General features: G+C 73.0%; 18 protein-coding genes. 5 read left to right on the top strand and 13 right to left on the bottom strand.

Going from position 1 to position 17,994, the window contains the following annotated elements:
* Positions 1-55: 55 nt before the first annotated feature.
* Positions 56-1,135, bottom strand: a complete 1,080-nt coding sequence (gene dapE / locus ACGH7X_RS25620) for a succinyl-diaminopimelate desuccinylase (protein ID WP_399888423.1) — start codon at positions 1,133-1,135, stop codon at positions 56-58.
* A 147-nt stretch (positions 1,136-1,282) separates the two neighbouring features.
* Here dapE and ACGH7X_RS25615 point away from each other — a divergent pair, with 147 nt between their 5' ends.
* Both ACGH7X_RS25615 and ACGH7X_RS25610 read left to right on the top strand, forming a co-directional pair.
* Positions 1,283-2,203 (top strand): heavy metal transporter, encoded by a 921-nt coding sequence (locus ACGH7X_RS25615; protein WP_399897338.1) that lies wholly within the window; start codon positions 1,283-1,285, stop codon positions 2,201-2,203.
* A gap of 322 nt (positions 2,204-2,525) precedes the next feature.
* Positions 2,526-2,921, top strand: coding sequence for an ATP-binding protein (locus ACGH7X_RS25610; RefSeq protein ID WP_399888420.1), 396 nt, complete (start codon positions 2,526-2,528; stop codon positions 2,919-2,921).
* A gap of 77 nt (positions 2,922-2,998) precedes the next feature.
* Here ACGH7X_RS25610 and ACGH7X_RS25605 read toward each other — a convergent pair whose 3' ends face one another.
* Together ACGH7X_RS25605 and fdxA are read right to left on the bottom strand one after the other, a co-directional pair.
* Positions 2,999-4,090 (bottom strand): bifunctional succinyldiaminopimelate transaminase/glutamate-prephenate aminotransferase, encoded by a 1,092-nt coding sequence (locus ACGH7X_RS25605; RefSeq protein ID WP_399888417.1) that lies wholly within the window; start codon positions 4,088-4,090, stop codon positions 2,999-3,001.
* Between the two features lie 118 nt (positions 4,091-4,208).
* A complete protein-coding gene (fdxA, locus tag ACGH7X_RS25600; RefSeq protein ID WP_217165050.1) occupies positions 4,209-4,529 on the bottom strand; it encodes a ferredoxin in 321 nt (106 codons plus the stop codon).
* Between the two features lie 140 nt (positions 4,530-4,669).
* Here fdxA and ACGH7X_RS25595 point away from each other — a divergent pair, with 140 nt between their 5' ends.
* Positions 4,670-5,677 (top strand): GNAT family N-acetyltransferase, encoded by a 1,008-nt coding sequence (locus ACGH7X_RS25595; protein WP_399888413.1) that lies wholly within the window; start codon positions 4,670-4,672, stop codon positions 5,675-5,677.
* A 54-nt stretch (positions 5,678-5,731) separates the two neighbouring features.
* Complete coding sequence (locus tag ACGH7X_RS25590) at positions 5,732-6,616, top strand: transglutaminase-like domain-containing protein (RefSeq protein WP_399888410.1); 885 nt, start codon at positions 5,732-5,734, stop codon at positions 6,614-6,616.
* Positions 6,617-6,777: 161 nt separating this feature from the next.
* Here the strand turns inward: ACGH7X_RS25590 and ACGH7X_RS25585 are convergent, their stop codons facing one another.
* From ACGH7X_RS25585 to mshB, 7 genes are all read right to left on the bottom strand, one after another.
* Positions 6,778-7,392 carry a response regulator gene (locus ACGH7X_RS25585; protein WP_399888406.1) on the bottom strand — a complete coding sequence of 205 codons (615 nt, stop codon included), beginning with the start codon at positions 7,390-7,392 and terminating at the stop codon, positions 6,778-6,780.
* Positions 7,389-8,555, bottom strand: coding sequence for a sensor histidine kinase (locus tag ACGH7X_RS25580; protein WP_399888403.1), 1,167 nt, complete (start codon positions 8,553-8,555; stop codon positions 7,389-7,391). The genes ACGH7X_RS25585 and ACGH7X_RS25580 overlap by 4 nt, the downstream gene beginning before the upstream one ends.
* Complete coding sequence (locus ACGH7X_RS25575; protein ID WP_399888400.1) at positions 8,552-9,292, bottom strand: ABC transporter permease; 741 nt, start codon at positions 9,290-9,292, stop codon at positions 8,552-8,554. The genes ACGH7X_RS25580 and ACGH7X_RS25575 overlap by 4 nt, the downstream gene beginning before the upstream one ends.
* Positions 9,289-10,233: an ABC transporter ATP-binding protein gene (locus ACGH7X_RS25570; RefSeq protein ID WP_399888397.1), complete on the bottom strand. Its 945-nt coding sequence runs from the start codon at positions 10,231-10,233 to the stop codon at positions 9,289-9,291. The genes ACGH7X_RS25575 and ACGH7X_RS25570 overlap by 4 nt, the downstream gene beginning before the upstream one ends.
* A gap of 136 nt (positions 10,234-10,369) precedes the next feature.
* Entirely contained in the window at positions 10,370-12,721 is a 2,352-nt protein-coding gene (locus ACGH7X_RS25565; protein WP_399888394.1) for a hypothetical protein, read from the bottom strand.
* A gap of 156 nt (positions 12,722-12,877) precedes the next feature.
* The gene (locus tag ACGH7X_RS25560) at positions 12,878-13,300 is read right to left on the bottom strand and encodes a DUF6113 family protein (protein ID WP_399888391.1); all 423 of its coding nucleotides are present in this window, start codon (positions 13,298-13,300) and stop codon (positions 12,878-12,880) included.
* Positions 13,297-14,181, bottom strand: a complete 885-nt coding sequence (gene mshB / locus ACGH7X_RS25555; protein ID WP_399888388.1) for an N-acetyl-1-D-myo-inositol-2-amino-2-deoxy-alpha-D-glucopyranoside deacetylase — start codon at positions 14,179-14,181, stop codon at positions 13,297-13,299. The genes ACGH7X_RS25560 and mshB overlap by 4 nt, the downstream gene beginning before the upstream one ends.
* Before the next feature lie 225 nt (positions 14,182-14,406).
* Between mshB and ACGH7X_RS25550 the strand changes: the two genes are divergently transcribed.
* Positions 14,407-15,279, top strand: coding sequence for a 3,4-dioxygenase subunit beta (locus tag ACGH7X_RS25550; RefSeq protein WP_399888385.1), 873 nt, complete (start codon positions 14,407-14,409; stop codon positions 15,277-15,279).
* A gap of 226 nt (positions 15,280-15,505) precedes the next feature.
* Here the strand turns inward: ACGH7X_RS25550 and ACGH7X_RS25545 are convergent, their stop codons facing one another.
* From ACGH7X_RS25545 to ACGH7X_RS25535, 3 genes are all read right to left on the bottom strand, one after another.
* Complete coding sequence (locus ACGH7X_RS25545) at positions 15,506-16,168, bottom strand: hypothetical protein (RefSeq protein ID WP_399888382.1); 663 nt, start codon at positions 16,166-16,168, stop codon at positions 15,506-15,508.
* Positions 16,169-16,295: 127 nt separating this feature from the next.
* The gene (locus ACGH7X_RS25540) at positions 16,296-16,922 is read right to left on the bottom strand and encodes a Uma2 family endonuclease (RefSeq protein WP_399888379.1); all 627 of its coding nucleotides are present in this window, start codon (positions 16,920-16,922) and stop codon (positions 16,296-16,298) included.
* A gap of 58 nt (positions 16,923-16,980) precedes the next feature.
* Complete coding sequence (locus ACGH7X_RS25535; protein WP_399888377.1) at positions 16,981-17,901, bottom strand: helix-turn-helix domain-containing protein; 921 nt, start codon at positions 17,899-17,901, stop codon at positions 16,981-16,983.
* Positions 17,902-17,994: the final 93 nt, after the last annotated feature.

The following is a 17,994-nucleotide window of genomic DNA, read 5'->3' as shown; positions in this document are numbered from 1 at the left end:
TACGTACGAGGGACCTCAGCATGTCCGCCACGCAGCGACATAAACCCGCGTTGGATCATGCCGTCAGCCACGACCGCAGCCGCTCCTCCCCCGCCAGGATCTTCTTCACCTCGACCCGCTCGTCGCGCTTGTGCGCCAAGTGCGGGTTCCCCGGGCCGTAGTTGACCGCCGGGACGCCGAGCGCGGAGAAACGCGACACGTCCGTCCAGCCGTACTTGGGCTGCGGGGTGCCGCCCACCGCGTCGATGAAGGCCGCCGCGGCCGGGTGGGACAGGCCGGGCAGGGCCGCGCCGCTGTGGTCGTCGACCACGAAGTCCGTCACCCCGCAGTCGGCGAAGACCTCGCGCACGTGCGCCAGGGCCTCCTCGGGGCTGCGGTCCGGGGCGTAGCGGAAGTTGACCGTGACCACGCACTCGTCGGGGATGACGTTGCCCGCCACCCCGCCGGTGATGCCGACCGCGTTGAGGCCCTCGCGGTACTCCAGGCCGTCGATGACGGGGTAGCGGGGCTCGTACGCCGCCAGGCGCGCGAGGATCGGGGCGGCGGCGTGGATGGCGTTGGAGCCCATCCAGGAGCGCGCCGAGTGCGCCCGCTCGCCGGTCGTCTTCAGCAGCACCCGCAGGGTGCCCTGGCAGCCGCCCTCCACCTGGCCGTCGGACGGTTCGAGGAGCACCGCGAAGTCGCCCTCGAGCCACTCGGGGTGCGCCTCGGCGACGTGCTTCAGGCCGTTCAGCTCGGCGGCGACCTCCTCGTTGTCGTAGAAGACGAAGGTCAGGTCGCGGTTGGGGGCCGGGACGGTCGCCGCGATGCGCAGTTGGACGGCGACGCCCGCCTTCATGTCGCAGGTGCCGCAGCCCCACAGGACGCCGTCCTCGTCGAGCCGGGAGGGGACGTTGTCGGCGATGGGCACGGTGTCGATGTGGCCGGCCAGGACGACCCGCTCCGCCCGGCCCAGCTCCGTGCGGGCGACGACGTTGTTGCCGTACCGCTCGACCGACAGGTGCGGCAGCGCACGCAGGGCGCTCTCGATCGCGTCCGCCAGCGGCTCCTCGGTGCCGCTGACGGACGGGAGGTCGACGAGCCGCGCGGTAAGCTCCGCGGCGTCAAGCGTGAGGTCAAGCGGGGTATCGGCCATGGGTCCGACCCTAGCGCCCGTGCCCTTTCGGGCACTGTGCCCACCCGGCGTACACCGGACCCTACCCTCCAGTACCTTGTACGCGTGCTTCAGCCGTCCCCACCCCGCAAACGCCATGGCCGCCTCGCCCGTTCCGGTGCCGCCTCCATGGTCCTGCTCGCGGTCGCCGGTTATCTGGCGGTGCAGTACGTCGCCGGAGGCGCGGGCGCTCCGGGGTGCAGGGTGGCCTCCGCCGGCGGGGGCGACGCCCGGACGACCTACGAGTTCACGCCGGAGCAGGCGGTGAACGCGGCGACGATCACCGCCGTGGGCACGGCACGCGAGCTGCCGGACCGGGCGGTGACGATCGCGCTGGCGACCGCCCTCCAGGAGTCGACGCTGCGCAACCTGGACCACGGCGACAAGGACTCGCTCGGCCTGTTCCAGCAGCGGCCGTCGCAGGGCTGGGGCACGCCGAAGGAGATCATGGACCCGGCGTACTCGGCGGGCATGTTCTACGACCACCTGCTCGAGATCCCCGGCTACCTCGACCTGCCGCTGACCGACGCGGCCCAGCGCGTGCAGCGCAGCGCCTTCCCGTACGCGTACGCCAAGCACGAACCGGACGCCGAGCTGCTCGCCGCCGCGCTCACCGGACGGTCCGCGGCGACGCTGACCTGCGACGGGCGCCCCGGCGCGACCCGGGAGAAGGGGCCGGACGCGGTACGCGCGGCGCTGGTGCGGGACTTCGGGCACGCGGTGCTCCAGCCGGCCGGCGCGGAAGCGGACGCCGACGCCTCCACCGGGCCCGCGGCCGGGTCCGGGTCCGGGTCCGACGAGCGGACCGTGACGGTGCCGGTGCCGGGCGGCAACGGTCCGGACGCGGCGGGGGAGCCCGACAGGCGCGGCTGGCAGCTGGCGCACTGGGCGGTGGCGAACGCCTCCGCGCTGCACATCCAACGGGTCTCCTACGCGGGCCGGGAGTGGACCGCGGGCAACACCGACAGCAAGTGGTACCCGACGGGCACCGAGGGCGCCAAGGGCGCGGAGCGGGCGGCGGGGCCGGTGCGGATCACGTCGGCCTGGTAGCGCTCGCCCGTACGAGCCGTCACCCCCGCGAGTTACCCGCGCAGGCGTCGGGTCGACGTGGAGCACGCGTTTTCGCGCCACCACCCCCGAATGCGTGAGTGCCCAGAAGGATCAAGGGGCGTAAGGATTCAGCAGGCTTTCCGACCGGCGCCCATTTGCCCGTTTTTCTGTGCACCTGATAATGCGATGCATTACCAACTCTTTACGTTGGGTCGCCGCAACCTTCGTGGCCCTCGAGCGGTAGTCACTGCGTCCGGGCCCGGTCGATCACTCGCCGGGCACGGTCGGAACACCCATCGTTGACTTCCGTCGAAGGAGCATCATGTCCCTCCCCCTGACCCGCCGGATCGCCCGTGCCGCGCTGCTCGTCGCTGCGGGAGCGGCTGCCGGGGTCGGTGCGGCCGGCTCCGCCAGCGCGGCTCCCGAACTGCCCGCCACCCCGAACCTCGGGGGGCTGACCGCCCTGGACGGGGCGAATGTCGCCAGCCCCGTCGACTCCGCTGCCTCGGCGGCCCAGAACGTCACCGAGACCGCGGGTGACACCGGTGGCAAGGCCGTCAAGAAGGCCGTGCCGGCCGCGCAGAACGCCGCCGGGGACGCGGCGGGCTCCGCCGGGGACATCGTCGGTGACACGACGAAGACCGCCACCAAGGGCGGCCTGCCGACGGACGCGCTGGGCAAGGGCGGCCTGCCGGTGCAGGGGCTGCCGCTCGGCTGACGGCGCCCGCGCCGCGCTCGTACGGCGCCGGGGCCCGGGGTTCGTTCCCCGGACCCCGGCGTTTTGCGTGCGGCGGGCTACAGGCGCCGCACCGCCTCCGCGACGCGCTCGTCCGTCGCGGTCAGGGCCACGCGGACGAAGTGGTCGCCGGCCGGGCCGTAGAAGTCGCCGGGGGCCACCAGGATGCCGCGGTCGGCCAGGTGGGCGACCGTGTCCCAGCAGGACTCGTCGCGGGTGGCCCAGAGGTAGAGGCCGGCCTCGCTGTGCTCGATGCGGAGGCCGTGTCCGAGCAGTGCCTCGCGCAGGACCGCGCGGCGGGCCGCGTAGCGCTCGCGCTGGACCCGGACGTGCTCGTCGTCGCCGAGGGCGGCCACCACGGCCGCCTGGGTCGGCGCCGACGTCATCATGCCGCCGTGCTTGCGGATCTCCAGCAGCGGGCCCAGGACCGCAGGGTCGCCTGCCAGGAAGGCCGCGCGGTAGCCCGCGAGGTTGGAGCGCTTGGAGAGGGAGTGGACGGCGACCAGGCCGTCGTAGGAGCCGCCGCTGACGTCGGGGTGCAGGACCGAGACCGGGTCGGCCTCCCAGCCCAGCTCCAGGTAGCACTCGTCGGAGACGACGAGGACGCCGTGCTCGCGGGCCCAGGCCACGATCCGGGTCAGGTCGGCCTTGGACAGGACCCTGCCGGTCGGGTTCGACGGGGAGTTGAGCCACAGGAGCTTCAGCCCCGCCGGGTCCAGCTCCGTCGGGTCCTCGTACGCCTCGTACCGAGCGCGGGCCAGGCGCGCGCCGACCTCGTAGGTCGGGTAGGCCAGGCGCGGGAAGGCCACCCGGTCGCCGGGGCCGAGGCCCAGCTGGGTCGGGAGCCAGGCGACGAGTTCCTTGGAGCCCACGATGGGGAGCACGTGGCGGTGGGTGACGTCGCGGGCGCCGAGGCGTCGTTCCACCCAGCCGGTGATCGCGTCGCGCAGCGCCGGGGTGCCCCAGACGGTCGGGTAGCCCGGGGAGTCCGCCGCGTCGATCAGGGCCTTCTGGATCAGCTCGGGGACCGGGTCGACCGGGGTGCCGACCGAGAGGTCGACGATGCCGCCGGGATGGGCTGCGGCCGTCTTCTTGTACGGCTCCAGCTTGTCCCAGGGGAAGGTGGGAAGACGCTCGGAGACTGCGGACACGGTGGGTGGCTCCCTTTCCTCGTCGGCGCCCGGTACGGCAAACGCCTCGGCCCCGTACCGCGCCGATCGAGGACGATCAGGCCGTACGGGACCGAGGCGGCGCGCGTGCGGGCCGCTCTTACTGGTTCTGCGGCGGCAGCGCGGCGACGAAGGGGTGGTCGCGCTCGATCAGCCCCAGCTTGCTGGCGCCGCCCGGCGAGCCGAGCTCGTCGAAGAACTCGACGTTCGCCTTGTAGTAGTCCTTCCACTCCTCCGGAGTGTCGTCTTCGTAGAAGATCGCCTCGACCGGGCAGACCGGCTCACAGGCACCACAGTCGACGCATTCGTCCGGGTGGATGTACAAGGACCGCTGGCCCTCGTAGATGCAGTCGACCGGGCACTCCTCGATGCACGCCTTGTCCTTCAAGTCGACACAAGGCTGCGCGATGACGTAGGTCACGCTGTCGTTCCTCCTCGATTGGGCGCCGGCGGGCCTCCTCAGGCTCCGCCGCCTGGCGCGCGGGAGCGCGGCGTCGTCGATGCCCGCCCCTAGTATCTCCGTTCTTGGGCATGATCCGAACAGGAGGGGTGAACCGACCCGTGGAAATCTCTGCCGCAGGACGTCTTGAGGTCCGTATCACCACTGCTGACGTGGGCAAACGGGTCTCGGTGCGGTGCTTGAGCGAACCTCGTGTCGCGGGTGAGAAGTTCACCGACACCGTGGGCGTTCTCACATCATGGACCGACGGTGTGCTGCTAATCACACGGAAGAGTGGCGAATCCGTCCGTGTCGCCCAGTCCGCGCTGGTCGCCGGGAAGGTCGTGCCGCCCGCTCCCGCCCGCCGTCGCGGTCCCGCCGCGTCCTACGAGGAGCTGGCGCGGGTCGCCGCGCGGGCCTGGCGCCCGGTGGAGAGCGAGCGGCTCGGCGAGTGGGAGCTGCGGGCGGCCGCGGGCTTCACCCGGCGGGCCAACTCCGTCCTGCCGCTCGGCGATCCGGGGCTGCCCCTCGACGAGGCGCTGACGGCCGTACGGCGCTGGTACGGCGAGCGCGGGCTGCCCGCGTACGTCCAGACCGCGACCGGCGCCGAGGGCACGCAGGAGCTGCTGTGTGCGGAGCTGGAGCGGCGGGGCTGGGCGCGGGAGGTGACGGCCGAACTGTGGATCGGGGGGCTCGCACCGGTCGCCGACCTGGCCGAGGGCACCGGTGTGGTCCTGTCCCGGGAGGCGGACGAGGCCTGGCTGTCGCGGTACCAGCGCAAGGGCGTCAGCGAGGTGGCCCTGCGGGTGCTGGGCGCCGGGCCGTCGGTCTGGTTCGCGACGGTGCCCGGTGCGGACGGCCCGGCGGCGATCGGGCGGTGTGTCGTGGACGGGCGGTGGGCCTCCTTCGCCGCCGTCGAGGTCGACCCCGCGCAGCGGCGCCGCGGGCTCGGGACCGCCGTGATGGCCGCGCTGGCCCGGCGGGCGCTCGAGGAGGGCGCGTCGGCGGCGTGGCTCCAGGTGGAGACGGACAACGCGGGAGCCCGTGCGCTGTACGCCGGGATGGGCTTCGCCGCGCACCACGCCTACCACCACTACCGGGAGCCCGCGAAGGCCGGGACGGGCCGCTAACCAGTCGCCGGGACGGACCGGTAGCCGATCGCCGCGAAAGGGCAAGAGCAAGCCATGCATCACTCCCCGCCCCCTCACCCCCCGTCGCCGGAACGCTCGGCCGAACTGCGGCGGCGGTTCGCCGAAGAGGCGCGCTCCGAGCGGCCCGACCTGTCGACGCTGTGCCTGCTGATGGGCGCGGAGGGGGACGGGACGCTGGACGAGGCGGGTCTCGACGCCGCACAGGTGGAGCTGGACCGGCTGGCCGGAGAGCTGCCGTTCCGGCCGGGTACGCCGCGGGCCTGGGCGACGGCGCTGCGCGACCTGCTCGGCGAGCGGTACGGGTTCCACGGGGTCGCCGCGGACTACCAGCGGCTGGAGTCGTCGTTGCTGCACGAGGTGCTGCGGCGTCGGCGCGGGCTGCCGATCCTGCTGTCGGTGGTGTGGCTGGAGGTGGCCCGGCGGGCGGGGGCGCCGGTGTACGGGGTGGCGTTGCCGGGGCACTTCGTGGTCGGGTTCGGGGCGGAGTTCGGGCCCGAGTCCGGGCCCGGGGAGGAGCGGGTGCTCGCCGATCCGTTCGACGGGGGGCGGCTGCTCAGCGGGAAGGACGCGGAGGTGCTGGTCGCCGGGGCGACGGGGGCGGAGCTGCGGCCGTCGATGCTGGAACCGGCGGCGCCGTTGGACGTGGTGTCGCGGGTGCTGAACAACATCCGGGCGTGGGCGGCGGGGCGGCCGGAGCAGTCGGCGGTCGGGCTGTGGGCGATCGAGCTGGCGTTGCTGCTGCCGGCGCATGCGGCGCGGTTGCGGTACGAGCGGGCGCGGTTGCTTGTGCAGCGGGGGGAGTTCTCGGCGGGGGCCGGGGAGTTGGAGGCGTATGCGGAGGTTGTGGGGGCGGTGGACGACGAGGCTGCGGAGCTGGTGCGGGGGGAGGCGCGGGTGGCTCGGGCGATGTTGAACTGAACGCCGGGCGGTGTGGGCCGGGGGGTGGGTCGCGCGCCCGGCGCTGGCGGGGTGCCGTCTGCGCCCACCCGTGCCGCCTGGGGGCACCTCCCAGGCCGTTCAGGCACTGGGGGAGGCACGACTGCCCGCAGCTCGGAGCGGGGGGCGGGGGGCGGCTTGTTCTACAGCCAGCCCTTGTTTCTGGCTGTCTGGACTGCCTCCGCCCTGTTCCTGACCGCCAGCTTCTGGATGGCCGTGGAGAGGTAGTTGCGGACCGTGCCCTGGGAGAGGTGGAGGGTGGTGGCGAGTTCGGCGTTGGTGGAGCCGTCGGCGGCGGCGCGGAGGATCTCGCGTTCGCGGTCGGTGAGGGGGTTGGCGCCCCCGGCGAGGGCCGCCGCCGCCAGGGTGGGGTCGATGACCCGCTCCCCCGCCAGCACCTTGCGTACCGCTTCGGCGAGTTGGGCCGCGGGGGCGTCCTTGACCAGGAAGGCGTCGGCGCCGGACTCCATGGCGCTGCGCAGATAGCCGGGGCGGCCGAAGGTGGTGAGGACGACCAGCTTCACGGCCGGGAGCTCCCGGTGGAGCAGGGCCGCCGCCTCGATACCGGTCGCGCCCGGCATCTCGATGTCCAGCAGGGCCACGTCCACGCCGTGGGCGCGGGCGGCGTCCAGCACCTCGTCGCCGCGGGCCACCTGGGCGACGACCTCGATGTCCTCCTCCAGGCCGAGCAGGGCGGCCAGTGCCTCGCGGACCATCGCCTGGTCCTCCGCCAGCAGGACCTTGATCGTGCGGCTCATGCCCCGGATCCTACGTCGGTGGCGAGATGGGCGGGAACGCGGGCGACCAGCCTGAATCCCCGGCGGGACCCGCCCGCCTCCAGGGCGCCGCCCGCCTTCTCCAGGCGCTCGGTGAGGCCGGTGAGGCCGTTGCCGGGGGCGTTCGCGGAGGCGGGCCCGCCGGAGCCGTTGTCCTCCACCGACAGTTCCAGCACCGCACCGTCCAGCGTCTGGCGGTCGAGCAGCTCCACGACGCAGCGCCGGGCGCCACTGTGCCGTACGACGTTGGTGACCGCCTCGCGCAGCGCCCAGGCGAGGGCCGCCTCGGAGTCCTCGGGGACCCCGGTCAGGTCCGGTTCGCCGGGCAGTTCGGCGACCACCCCGGCGGCGGACAACGCGACCTTCGCGCCCGCGAGTTCGGCGGCGAGCCGGGGACGGCGGTAGCCGGTGACGGCCTCCCGGACGTCGACGAGGGCCTGGCGGCTGACCTGTTCGATGTCGGCGACCTGCTGGGCGGCCTTGTCGGGCCGGTCGGGGAGCATGCGGCCGGCCAGCTCGCTCTTCAGGGTGATCAGGGAGAGCGAGTGGCCGAGCAGGTCGTGCAGGTCGCGGGCGAGGCGCAGCCGCTCCTCGTTGGCGGCGAGCTGGGCGACGGTGGCCCGCGCCTCGCGCAGCGCGATGGTCGTGCGGATCAGCTCGCGTACGCCGGTCATGGCGAAGCCGCCCAGCAGTGCCGGGAGCAGCAGTCCGGCGATGAACGAGGTCCCGCCCGGCACCGCGAACGCGAGGGCCGTCAGCAGCGCCGAGGCGCCCGGGATCGTCCAGCGGGCCAGGCGCAGCGGCAGGGCGGCGCCGGACGCGATCGAGACGTACACGAAGAGGACCAGCCATTCGCGGCCCAGGGTGAGGGCGAGGAGCGTGGACTGGGCCGCGAGGACGGCGAGCGAGCCGAGGACGAGGTTGGTCCGGTCGCCGCGGCCGGTGCGGAAGAGCAGCAGCATGTACCAGACGACGAAGGCGACGAGGCCGATCCAGCCGAGGACCTGGACGCCGACGGCGTGACCGCCGTGCAGCAGGTCGCTGACGGGGGCGCCCAGGTAGGCCAGCCAGATGGCGGTCCACATGACCTTGACGGTCTTCTGCCTGCGATTCTCCGGGCGCTGCCCGATGCCGACGCCGCTCACGCCTTCAGCGTGTCCTTCCGGTACAGCCAGGCCGCGCCGCCCGCGAAGAGCACGAAGTAGACGGCGAGGACGGCGAGGTCCTGTGCGTGCGGGGCGTGACTCTGTTCGATCGCCTGCCCCAGGGCAGCGTACGCGTGGGTGGGCAGCCACTCGGCGATGTCCCGCAGCCACTGCGGGAAGGTGGTGGTGGGCATCCACAGGCCGCCGAGCATGGACAGGCCGAAGTACACGATCATCGTGATCGGGCGGACGGCGTCCCCGCTGGCCAGGTAGCCGATGGCGACCCCGAGGGCGGCGAAGACCAGGCTGCCGGCCCAGATGACGCCGGTGAGGGCGAGCCACTGCCAGGCGTCCAGGCGTACGTCCTTCACGGCCGCGGCGACGACGAAGACGACGACGATCGAGGGCAGGCTGACGACGGCGGCGCTCGCGGTCTTGGCGAGGACGTAGCCGCGGCCCGGGAGGGTGGTCAGCCGCAGTTGCCGTACCCAGCCGCTCTCGCGCTCCTTGGCGATGCGTTCGCTGTTGCCCATCAGTACGGCGGTCAGGGCGCCGAAGGAGGCCATGGAGACCATGAAGAAGGTCGGCAGGGTCAGTCCGGTGCCGTCGACCTCGGTGGTGGCGTCCGCGCTGCCCGCGATCAGCAGGAACAGGGCGGAGGGGTAGATCACCGAGAAGAAGAGGAACTTGCGGTTGCGCAGGGCGCGGGTGAGTTCGAGCTTGATCAGGCTGTTCACGGCTGCTTGGCCTCCTCGGCGGCGGTGAGGGCGACGAAGGCCTGCTCGAGTCCGAGTCCGGCGACTTCGAGGTTGCGGGGGTAGAGGCCGAGTCCGTACACGGCGTGCACGGTGGCGTCGGCGTCGGCGGACTGGATGCGGACGGTCTGGGCGGACCCCGCGGCGGAGCCGCTGTTGGACACCGTGACCGAGGTGAGGAAGGGCAGGGTGCGCAGCGCCGCTTCGTCGATCGTGCCGTCCGGGCCGCCGTCCAGGTCGAAGGAGATCCGGCGGGCTCCCGCCCTGGCCTTGATCTCGGCGGCGGTGCCGTCGGCGAGGAGCCGGCCGCGGTGCAGTACCAGCACCCGGTCGGCGATGGCGTCGGCCTCTTCCAGGTAGTGCGTGGCGAACAGCACGGTGCGCCCCTGGTCGGCCTGTTCGCGCATGGTGGCCCAGAAGGCCTGGCGGGCGGTGACGTCCATGCCGGTGGTGGGCTCGTCCAGGACGATCAGGTCGCTGTCGCCCGCGGTGGCGAGCGCGAAGCGCACCCGCTGGGCCTGACCGCCGGAGAGCTTGTCGACCCTGCGGTCGGCGATCTTCGTGAGTCCGGCGCGGGCCAGCACGTCGGCGGCCGGGTAGGCCTTGGGGTGCAGCGCGCAGGCGAGCCGGACGAGTTCGGCGACCGTGATCTCGTCCATCAGGCCGCCGCTCTGCAGCATGGCGCCCACCCGCCCGGCGACGATGGCCTCGCGTGGTTCGGTGCCGAAGACGCGCACGGTGCCGCCGTCGGGGCGCCTGAGGCCCAGCAGCAGGTCCAGGGTGGTGGACTTGCCTGCCCCGTTCGGGCCGAGGAGGGCCACCGTCTCCCCGGGGTGCAGGGCGAGTGTCAGCCCGTCGACGGCCCGTACGTCGCCGTAGCTCTTGGTCACCTGGTCGAACCCGACCACCGCTGTCCTCGTCATGGCCCCATCGTGGCCGTGGCTGGCGGGCGCCCGGCAGTGTCGGCGGTCCCGAGTGCCGGATGACAGATGTCATGCGGCCGCCGTACGACGAGAGGGGCGCCCGGCGGGTGCCGGGCGCCCCTCTCCTGGCGTGCCGTCAGCTGGGGTTGGTCTCGATGACCGCCACCCGGTCGGTCTTGCTCTTCAGGGCCTGGCGCAGGGCGCCGTAGACGTCCTGGGGGGTGACGGCCGTCTTCTCACCGTTGGCCCGGGTGATGCGGACGCCGTCGAACGTCCCGCCGTACAGCTCCTTGAGGGCGTTGAGGTCGGGCTTGTCGACCAGCTTGCCGTCCACGGCCGTGACCCGGAGGAACTTCCACAGCGACTTCTCCGGACTCAACGGGATGGAGTGCGCGGCGTCGGTCTGCACGGTCACCTTGGCCGACATCGCCGGCTCGGCGAACTCCTTCAGCATCCGGTCGACCTCGGCCTTGGAGACCGTGGGCTGCTGCGCGGTCGTCGGCACGTTCACCTGGGTGGCGGTGCCCGTCTCCACCTGCGCGCGGTACGCGGCCGCCACGGCCTCGGTCGACTTGGCGACGTCTATGCCCTTGCCCGCCTTGCCGTACACGGGGACGGCCTTGCCGGACTCGAATTTGATCGTGCCCTCGGTCACCGATCCGGCCCCGCCGGCGGCGTCCTCCAGAGCGGCGTGCAGCTTCTCCTCGTCGACGGGCATTTTCGGTTCGACGACCCGCTTCTGGCCGAAGAGCGAGCCGATCACGGACATCGGGTTGTAGTCGCTCGTCGCCGCCGCGCTGGCCGTGGCCTGCGTGTCGAGCTGGAGCCCCGCCTGGTCGGGCTTCAGGGAGACGGTGTCGCCGCCCACCGTGAGCTTGAGCGGCTTGGCCGCGCCGGCGCCGAGGGCGTCGTCCAGCTTCTCGACGGCGTCGTCGCGTGTGCCGCCGCCGATGTCGACGCCGAGCACGGTGGTGCCCTTCGGCACGTCCGAGCGGTTCATGAGCAGGCCGGCGCCGTAGGTGACACCGGCGACGACGACCAGGCCGCCGACGAGCAGCGGGAGCTTCCTGCGCCCCTTCTTCTTGGCGGGCTTGGCGGAGCTCGCCGGCGGCGCGGCGACCGGCTCGGGCAGCTTGGGCGGCGTGTGCGGCAGCGGCCCGTCGCCGGACGCGGCCTGGAACGGCGCGCCGCGCTCGCTCGGTACGACGGGGATGCCGCTGGTGACGGTGTTGCCGGAGATGTTGTCCGGGTTGCCGTAGCCGGGGGGAACCGGGCGCTGCGGGGTGAGGATCGCGGTGTCGTCGCTGAGACCGCCGCCGGGGCCGGGGCGGGCGGCGTCGGGGCCCTCGCCGGGAACGGTGCCGGGGCCGGTGCCCTCCGGCCTGCCCGGGCCGCCTGGACCACCTGGACCACCGGGACCGCCCGGACCGCGCAGGGCGTTCGGTGCGGGCTCGCGCCGGCCGCCGGGCGCTCCGGGGCCGCCGGACATCCCGAGGCCGCCGATGTCGCTGCCCGGGGGCGGCGACAGCCGGCCGTCGCCGGTGGCCGGGCCGCTCGTCGGGCCCGCGGGGTTCTGGGTGCCGCCGTACGGGGACTGCCCGTTCACGCCGTTGCGCTGGGCGCCCTGTTGGCCGTGGGGGGCGCCGGGGGCCTGGTTGCCCTGCCCCTCCCCCGCGAAGTACGGGAGGTCGTCGCGGCGCGGCGCGGGACCGGTGTCGGCGCCCGGCCGGGGGCGGTTGCCGTTGCCGTTGCCGTTGCCGTTGCCGCCCAGCGGGCCGGCCGCCAGCGCCTCGGTCACGTCGAAGGATCCGGTGCCGCCGCCGTGGCCGGGCGCGACGGGCCCGCCGGTCGCCCCGGAGCGACCGGCGCCGCCCGCGGACCCGGGCCGGGAGGCGCCGGGTGCGGTCATGGAGCCGACGACGCCACCGGGACGGCCACTCCCGCCGCCCGGTCGCGCACCGGCTCCGGGAGCACCCGCACCCGCGGGACCGGCGCCGGGTGCGCCGGGACCGCCGGCGGCCGCTGCCGAACCGCCGGGCAGACCGGCGCCGTTGGTGGATCCGCCGCCCTGAGCGCCCTTGGCCGGGCCGGACTTGCGCGGCGCGAACCAGTCGCTGGTCGGCTTCTCCTCGGCCGGCGGCGCGGGTTCGGCGGGGGCCTCGGGGGCGCCCGTGGGCGCCGCGGCGCTCGGCGCCGGCGGCGCGGGGTGCTCGGCCGTCGTCTCCGGGTCGCCGGCGGCGCCCTCGGCGTCCGTGACGGGCTTGCGCACGACGACCGGCGGAATGGGCCGCGATCCGGGGATGTTGATCCGGATACGGGTCGTCAGCGTCGTCTCGGTCTTGCGCTCCTCCGGACGCGCGGCCGAACGGCCCGCGTCCGCACCGGCGTCGGAAGCCGTGGGTGTCCCGTAGGGCGGGGTGCCCGACGGGTATGCGGCTCCGCCGCGCCCGTGGGGCCCGGAGGACGAACTGTCAGTTTCACGACTCAAGGCAGGTTCTCCCGGTTGGCTCCGCCGCCCGGCACACCAGCATGCGGGCGGCTCGGCGGCGCGCACCACCATACTGGCCACTTCTCGCGTGTATCCCGTGACCGCCGGGGAAACCCACACCGGACTCGCACGCCCGCGGCACGGCGAAGTAGTACGTCACTTGCGAAGTCGGACAGAGCCGCCGTCCGGTTGCCGCACCGGCGCGAGGGTGGCGCAGATCACAGCGACGGCGATCCCGCCGAGCAGGAAGAGATAGGAACCGCTGCCGGCGGCGAACAGGAAGTCGCCCTCCGGACGGCTGGTGGTGAGCAGCACCACGGCGAGCGCCCAGCCGACGGCCGGCGCGACGGCTCCTCCCCGGCGTCCCACGGCCCGGCCCGCGCCGACGCACAGCCCCGCCTCGGCGGCCAGCGCGAGCAGCAGCCCGCCCGGGAACCAGGCCGGCTGCGTCAGCGCGCCCGCCGCCCCGACGACGGCGCCGAGCACGAAGAGCCCCAGGTACAGCGCGGCCCGTCCGAGCGAGGGCACGCGCAGGGGCTGGGCCAGCGCGGAGGTCGTCGGCTCATCGCGGCTGCTCACGACGCCTCCTCGGTCCCGGCGAACAGATCGCTCTCGCGTCCGTCCCCGCCGTCTTCACCGCGTTCACCGCGTTCACCGCGCACCAGCTCGTAGTACTCGGTGGTGAGGATCGGCTGGGCCAGTTCGTTGGAGAGGACGAAGTACGGTTCGGCGACCGTGATCTGCGTGGCGTGCGCGCGCATCGCGGCGGCCTTGGCGGCGGCGTACGCGGTGCCCTCGCCGTGGATCTCGGTGGTGATCCGCTCGTCGTCGACGACGCCCGGCACGTCCTCGACCCCTGCCGCCTTCTCGAACGGCAGGCCCGGCAGGTCGCCGCGGAGGCGGGCGAAGGCGTCCTCGGCGTAGGAGCGCGGGACGCGGTTCCAGTAGACCTTCGCGATCGGGCACCCGGCCTCGGCCGCCAGTTCCGCCGCGCGCATGGCGATGCGGTGGGCCTGGATGTGGTCGGGGTGGCCGTAGCCGCCGTCCGGGTCGTAGGTGACGAGCACCTGGGGACGTACCTCGCGGATCACCTCGACGAGCAGCTCGGCGGCCCGGTCGACGTCGGCCTGCCAGAGGCAGGCGGGGTCGTCGTTGTCGGACAGCCCCATCATCCCGGAGTCGGCGAACCGTCCCGGCCCGCCGAGCAGCCGGAAGTCGTCGACGCCGAGCGCGCCCATCGCGGCCGCCAGCTCATCCCTGCGGTGTCCGCCGAGGGCGGCTCCGGACAGGTGGGCCAGCTCGGGCGGGATGACCTCGCCCCGCTCGCCCAGGGTGCAGGTCACCAGCGTCACACGGGCGCCTTCGGCCGCGTACCGGGCCATGGTGACGCCGTTGTTGATCGACTCGTCGTCCGGGTGCGCGTGCACCAGCAGCAGACGCCGGGCGGGGTGTTCCGTCATGGGCTCCACCCTATGAGGCCGCGGGGCCGTCCTTGTCACACGGGAGGGCCCCCGTGGCCCGCACCTCGGGGCGGCGCGGCGACAGCCTTTCACAGCCGACGCACAACCCGCGCAGAGCCGGGTCATGGATACCGTTGCCAGGCTGACCGGCAGGTCGGCACCGGCGCCCCGCTCCAGGAGCCCGGTGCGACCCCCACGGACCTGTCACCTGACGGAAGGCGCCCCATGCGCAAGCCGAAAGCCAATCAGACGCCCGACGGCCCCGCCTACCAGGGGCGTCTGCTGCCGAACCCCGGGGAAGAGGTCGTCGACCAGGGGCTCAACTTCGACCTGGGCACCCTCTCCCGCAGGCGGGCCCTGTCCTTCCTCGGAGGGATCGGCGGCATGGCGGCGCTGGCGGCGTGCGGCTCGGGCTCGGACAGCAGCACCACGGGCAAGGCCACCGCCTCCTCGTCCTCGTCCTCGTCCTCGTCCTCGTCGTCCGACCTCACCGAGATCCCCGACGAGACCAACGGCCCCTACCCGGCGGACGGCACCAACGGGGTCCAGGTCCTGGACCAGGACGGAATCGTGCGCCAGGACATCCGCTCCAGCTTCGGCGACTCGACGACCACCGCCCCGGGCATCCCCTTCACCTTCGAGTTCACGGTGCTGGACATCGCGGGCGGCGGCAAACCGCTCACCGGCGCCGCCGTCTACGCCTGGCAGTGCGACCGGGACGGCAATTACTCCCTGTACTCCAGCGGGATCGAGGACGAGAACTACCTGCGCGGCGTGCAGGTCGCCGACGACGAGGGCCGGGTGAAGTTCGTCAGCGTCTTCCCCGCCTGTTACCCGGGCCGGTGGCCGCACGTGCACTTCGAGGTCTACCCCGGCCTCGACTCGGTCACCGACTACGACAAGCGCCTGTCGACGTCCCAGCTGGCCGTCCCCAAGAGCGCCTGCGACACCGTCTTCGCCACCGACGGATACGAGTCCTCCGTCAAGAACCTCTCCCAGCTGACCCTCAAGACCGACAACGTCTTCGGCGACGACGGCGGAGTCCACCAGCTCGCCACCGTGACCGGCTCGGTGAAGGCCGGCTACACGGCGAGCTGACCGTCCCCATCGACACCGGCACCGAGCCCACCGGGGGCAACGCGCCGGGCGGCGGTGGCGGCCCCGAGGGCGGCGGCCGGCCCCCCCCCAGCGGGGCACCGACCGGCGCACCGCCCAGCGGGGCACCCTCGGGAGCACCGGGCAACCCGCAGCCGTCGGCATCGTCCGGCTGACCCTCAGCGGTCACCCGGACGACGAGCGGACGCCAGCCGCACGCCTGCCGACGTCACCCTTTGTCGTCGAGCACATGAGCGATGGCCAGAGCAATACGCTCGATCCAGTCGATGGCGTCCGTCACTTCGGCCTCGTCGATGGCACGACGCTGCTTCAGGTCCCCGTCGACGAGGTCGGCGTCGTGCGCGATCCGGTTCCGGCGCTGGGTGATCTCCAGGTACCGGCTGCGCAGCTTCTTCTCGTTGAAGGTGGTGCGCCCCTGGAAGAAGTGCTGGTTGATACAGCCGGCCGCCTCGTACCAGACCTTCTTCTCCGTCACGAGCCTGAGCACCTCGGAGATCTTTCCGGGGTGCTGGAGCGCCTGCACGGCGAGCTTCTCGCGCAGGTGCTCCACCACGGCCTCGGAGAGCGTGACCTCGCCTCGCCGCACCGCCTCGACCCGGTGCAGCGGAAGTTCGTACCTCCGGAGCTGGGGCGGCATCTCGGGGCTGTCCTTGGCCGTCAGTTCGGCCACCCGGCGCAGCACCTCCTCGTGCAGCCAGTGGTCGATGGCGGCGACGGCCTGGACCCAGGCCGCCCGGTAGAAGTCGTCGATGTCGATCGTGGGTGACCGGAAGGGCGAGAGCATCCGGCCCGCTTTCACCATGCGCCGGGCATACGACAGGTTCGTCGCGAACGCCTCGAACTGACGCGTCCGCGGTGCGGAGACAGCCATGTGCAACCCCGTGCTCACTCTTCGCCACGATCTTTGAGAGCACCATCGCGGAAGTGACCGGGGGTCGGTCAAGCCGGTGAGCGCGGTTACGGTGAAGGTGACCGGATTCGTTCCCCGTGTTTCCGGATCACGCCCCTCCGGTGCCTGCCTCCGTCGCCGGGACGTCCTGGTAGCGCGGCAGTCCGGCCGTCGAGACGGTCCACTTGCCGATGGTGACGTCCTCGCCGTAGACGAAGTCCTTACGCACCGCGTATCGGGGGCCGTCCGGGGTGGAGTGGATGTCCGTGAAAACGGCGCCGGTGCCTGTGCGGGGGTCGAAGACCGCGTAGACGGGGATGCCGAGCAGGGGGTAGTCGCGCACTTTCCCCACCCAGTCGTTGCCCGGGTTGGAGCGGGAGACGACCTCGACGGCTGCAATAAGCGACCGGGCGTCGAACGACCCCTCGATGTCCATGTCATCCTCGGCGATCACCATCAGATCGGGTCGCCGCATGACACCTTCGGGCTCGTCCTCCACGTCCGGCTCACCGGTGTGCGCCACGATCTCTTCCGGCATCACCTTTTCCAGGCGCTTCCGGAGCCGCAGTGTGGTCAGCTCGTGCCGACCGCTGGGCGACATCATGTCGTGGACAATCCCTTCCTTGGTGATCTCGAACTTGCCGGGCAGCGTGTCGTCCGAGGACTGAACAAAGTCGCGCATGGCCCGATAGAGGTGGGAGGCGCCCTGCTGCGTGTTGTCCGATGCGGTGGTCATGGCGCTCGCTCCTCGTCGTCGGTGCCCACGGGCTCGGGCAAGGATCGTCGAGTTCATGCTAAGCGTCCTCCAGGTGATCGGTTCGGCAGTCGCGGCAGCGGCCGGGTTCCGGGGCGCGGAAGCCCCGGTCACAGCCGTCGCAGTTCTGTACGGGGTGTCGTACGGGCGCGGGCGGGGCCGGGGCGCGGAACGGTGGCAGGGGCGGAAGCTGGGCGGCGAGACGGTGGGCCAGAAGAGCGGCCGGCCGTCGTACGCCCTCCGGCGGCAGGTCGGCGATCAGCGCGTGGCGTACGGCGGCCGGGCTGACCTCGCGCTCCAGCCAGGCGACGACACCGGGGGCGAGGTGGGACGTGTCGGTGGCGGAGAGCAGCAAGTGGGGGTCGTGGCGGCGGAGGCCGGAGAGGAGATCGACGGCGGCCTGGAGTGCGGCGGGGGCGGGGTACGCGGGACGCGGTACGGCGGGCAGCGCCTTGCGGGGCGGGAGCGGTTCGCTGCGATCGGCCAGCTCAGGCCGCTCTGATGCCCTTGGGCCAGCCGCCGGAGGGTTCGGGGGTGGTGCGGGGGCCTCGGCGAGGCGACAGGGCATCGCGGGCTGGTTGCAGGAGGTCGTACGGGTGACGATGCGGCCGGAGGACGTGCGGTGGCGTTCGCGGCACAGGTAGCCGTGGGCTTCCAGCTCGCGCAGTGCGGCCGCGATACGGGTGGCGCCCTCGGGGAACCGGGCGGCGAGGGTCTTGATGTCGGCGGGGGCGCCCTTCGGCAGCGACTGGAGGTGCGTGCCGAGGCCGATGGCGAGGAGGGAGAGTTCCCGGTGCTGGGCGAGGTGGTTGCCGATCACCGTGAAGCGGGTGGTGTGGCGGGTGTTGTTGTGCTGGAGCCCGCCCGGGTACGGGGCCATGCCGGGGCGTCGGTTCGGGTGTTTGTTGCCTGCGGGGCGGGCCTCGGCGCGCGGGGGCACGCTAGGGTTCTGAACAGCCATTTGGGAAGTCCTTGCCTTCCTCGGTGGTGAGGCCCTCGCATTGGGATTGCCGTCCCGGCGGGGGCCGTCTCATGTCTGCGGTCGTGGTGGTGC

This window comes from Streptomyces sp. BBFR51 (assembly GCF_044591655.1).
GTDB lineage: Bacteria > Actinomycetota > Actinomycetes > Streptomycetales > Streptomycetaceae > Streptomyces.
The sequence above is the reverse complement of the archived record's forward strand: the minus strand, read 5'-3'. Positions and strand labels throughout refer to the sequence as shown.

What these genes read in the sequence shown, in the direction of transcription:
- ACGH7X_RS25550 (WP_399888385.1), top strand. Translation starts at nt 14,407, where the DNA reads ATGCGCAAGCCGAAAGCCAATCAGACGCCCGACGGCCCCGCCTACCAG.
- mshB (WP_399888388.1), bottom strand. Translation starts at nt 14,181, where the DNA reads ATGACGGAACACCCCGCCCGGCGTCTGCTGCTGGTGCACGCGCACCCG.
- dapE (WP_399888423.1), bottom strand. Translation starts at nt 1,135, where the DNA reads ATGGCCGATACCCCGCTTGACCTCACGCTTGACGCCGCGGAGCTTACC.
- ACGH7X_RS25615 (WP_399897338.1), top strand. Translation starts at nt 1,283, where the DNA reads ATGGTCCTGCTCGCGGTCGCCGGTTATCTGGCGGTGCAGTACGTCGCC.
- ACGH7X_RS25535 (WP_399888377.1), bottom strand. Translation starts at nt 17,901, where the DNA reads ATGGCTGTTCAGAACCCTAGCGTGCCCCCGCGCGCCGAGGCCCGCCCC.
- ACGH7X_RS25610 (WP_399888420.1), top strand. Translation starts at nt 2,526, where the DNA reads ATGTCCCTCCCCCTGACCCGCCGGATCGCCCGTGCCGCGCTGCTCGTC.
- ACGH7X_RS25590 (WP_399888410.1), top strand. Translation starts at nt 5,732, where the DNA reads ATGCATCACTCCCCGCCCCCTCACCCCCCGTCGCCGGAACGCTCGGCC.
- ACGH7X_RS25585 (WP_399888406.1), bottom strand. Translation starts at nt 7,392, where the DNA reads ATGAGCCGCACGATCAAGGTCCTGCTGGCGGAGGACCAGGCGATGGTC.
- ACGH7X_RS25570 (WP_399888397.1), bottom strand. Translation starts at nt 10,233, where the DNA reads ATGACGAGGACAGCGGTGGTCGGGTTCGACCAGGTGACCAAGAGCTAC.
- ACGH7X_RS25545 (WP_399888382.1), bottom strand. Translation starts at nt 16,168, where the DNA reads ATGGCTGTCTCCGCACCGCGGACGCGTCAGTTCGAGGCGTTCGCGACG.
- ACGH7X_RS25540 (WP_399888379.1), bottom strand. Translation starts at nt 16,922, where the DNA reads ATGACCACCGCATCGGACAACACGCAGCAGGGCGCCTCCCACCTCTAT.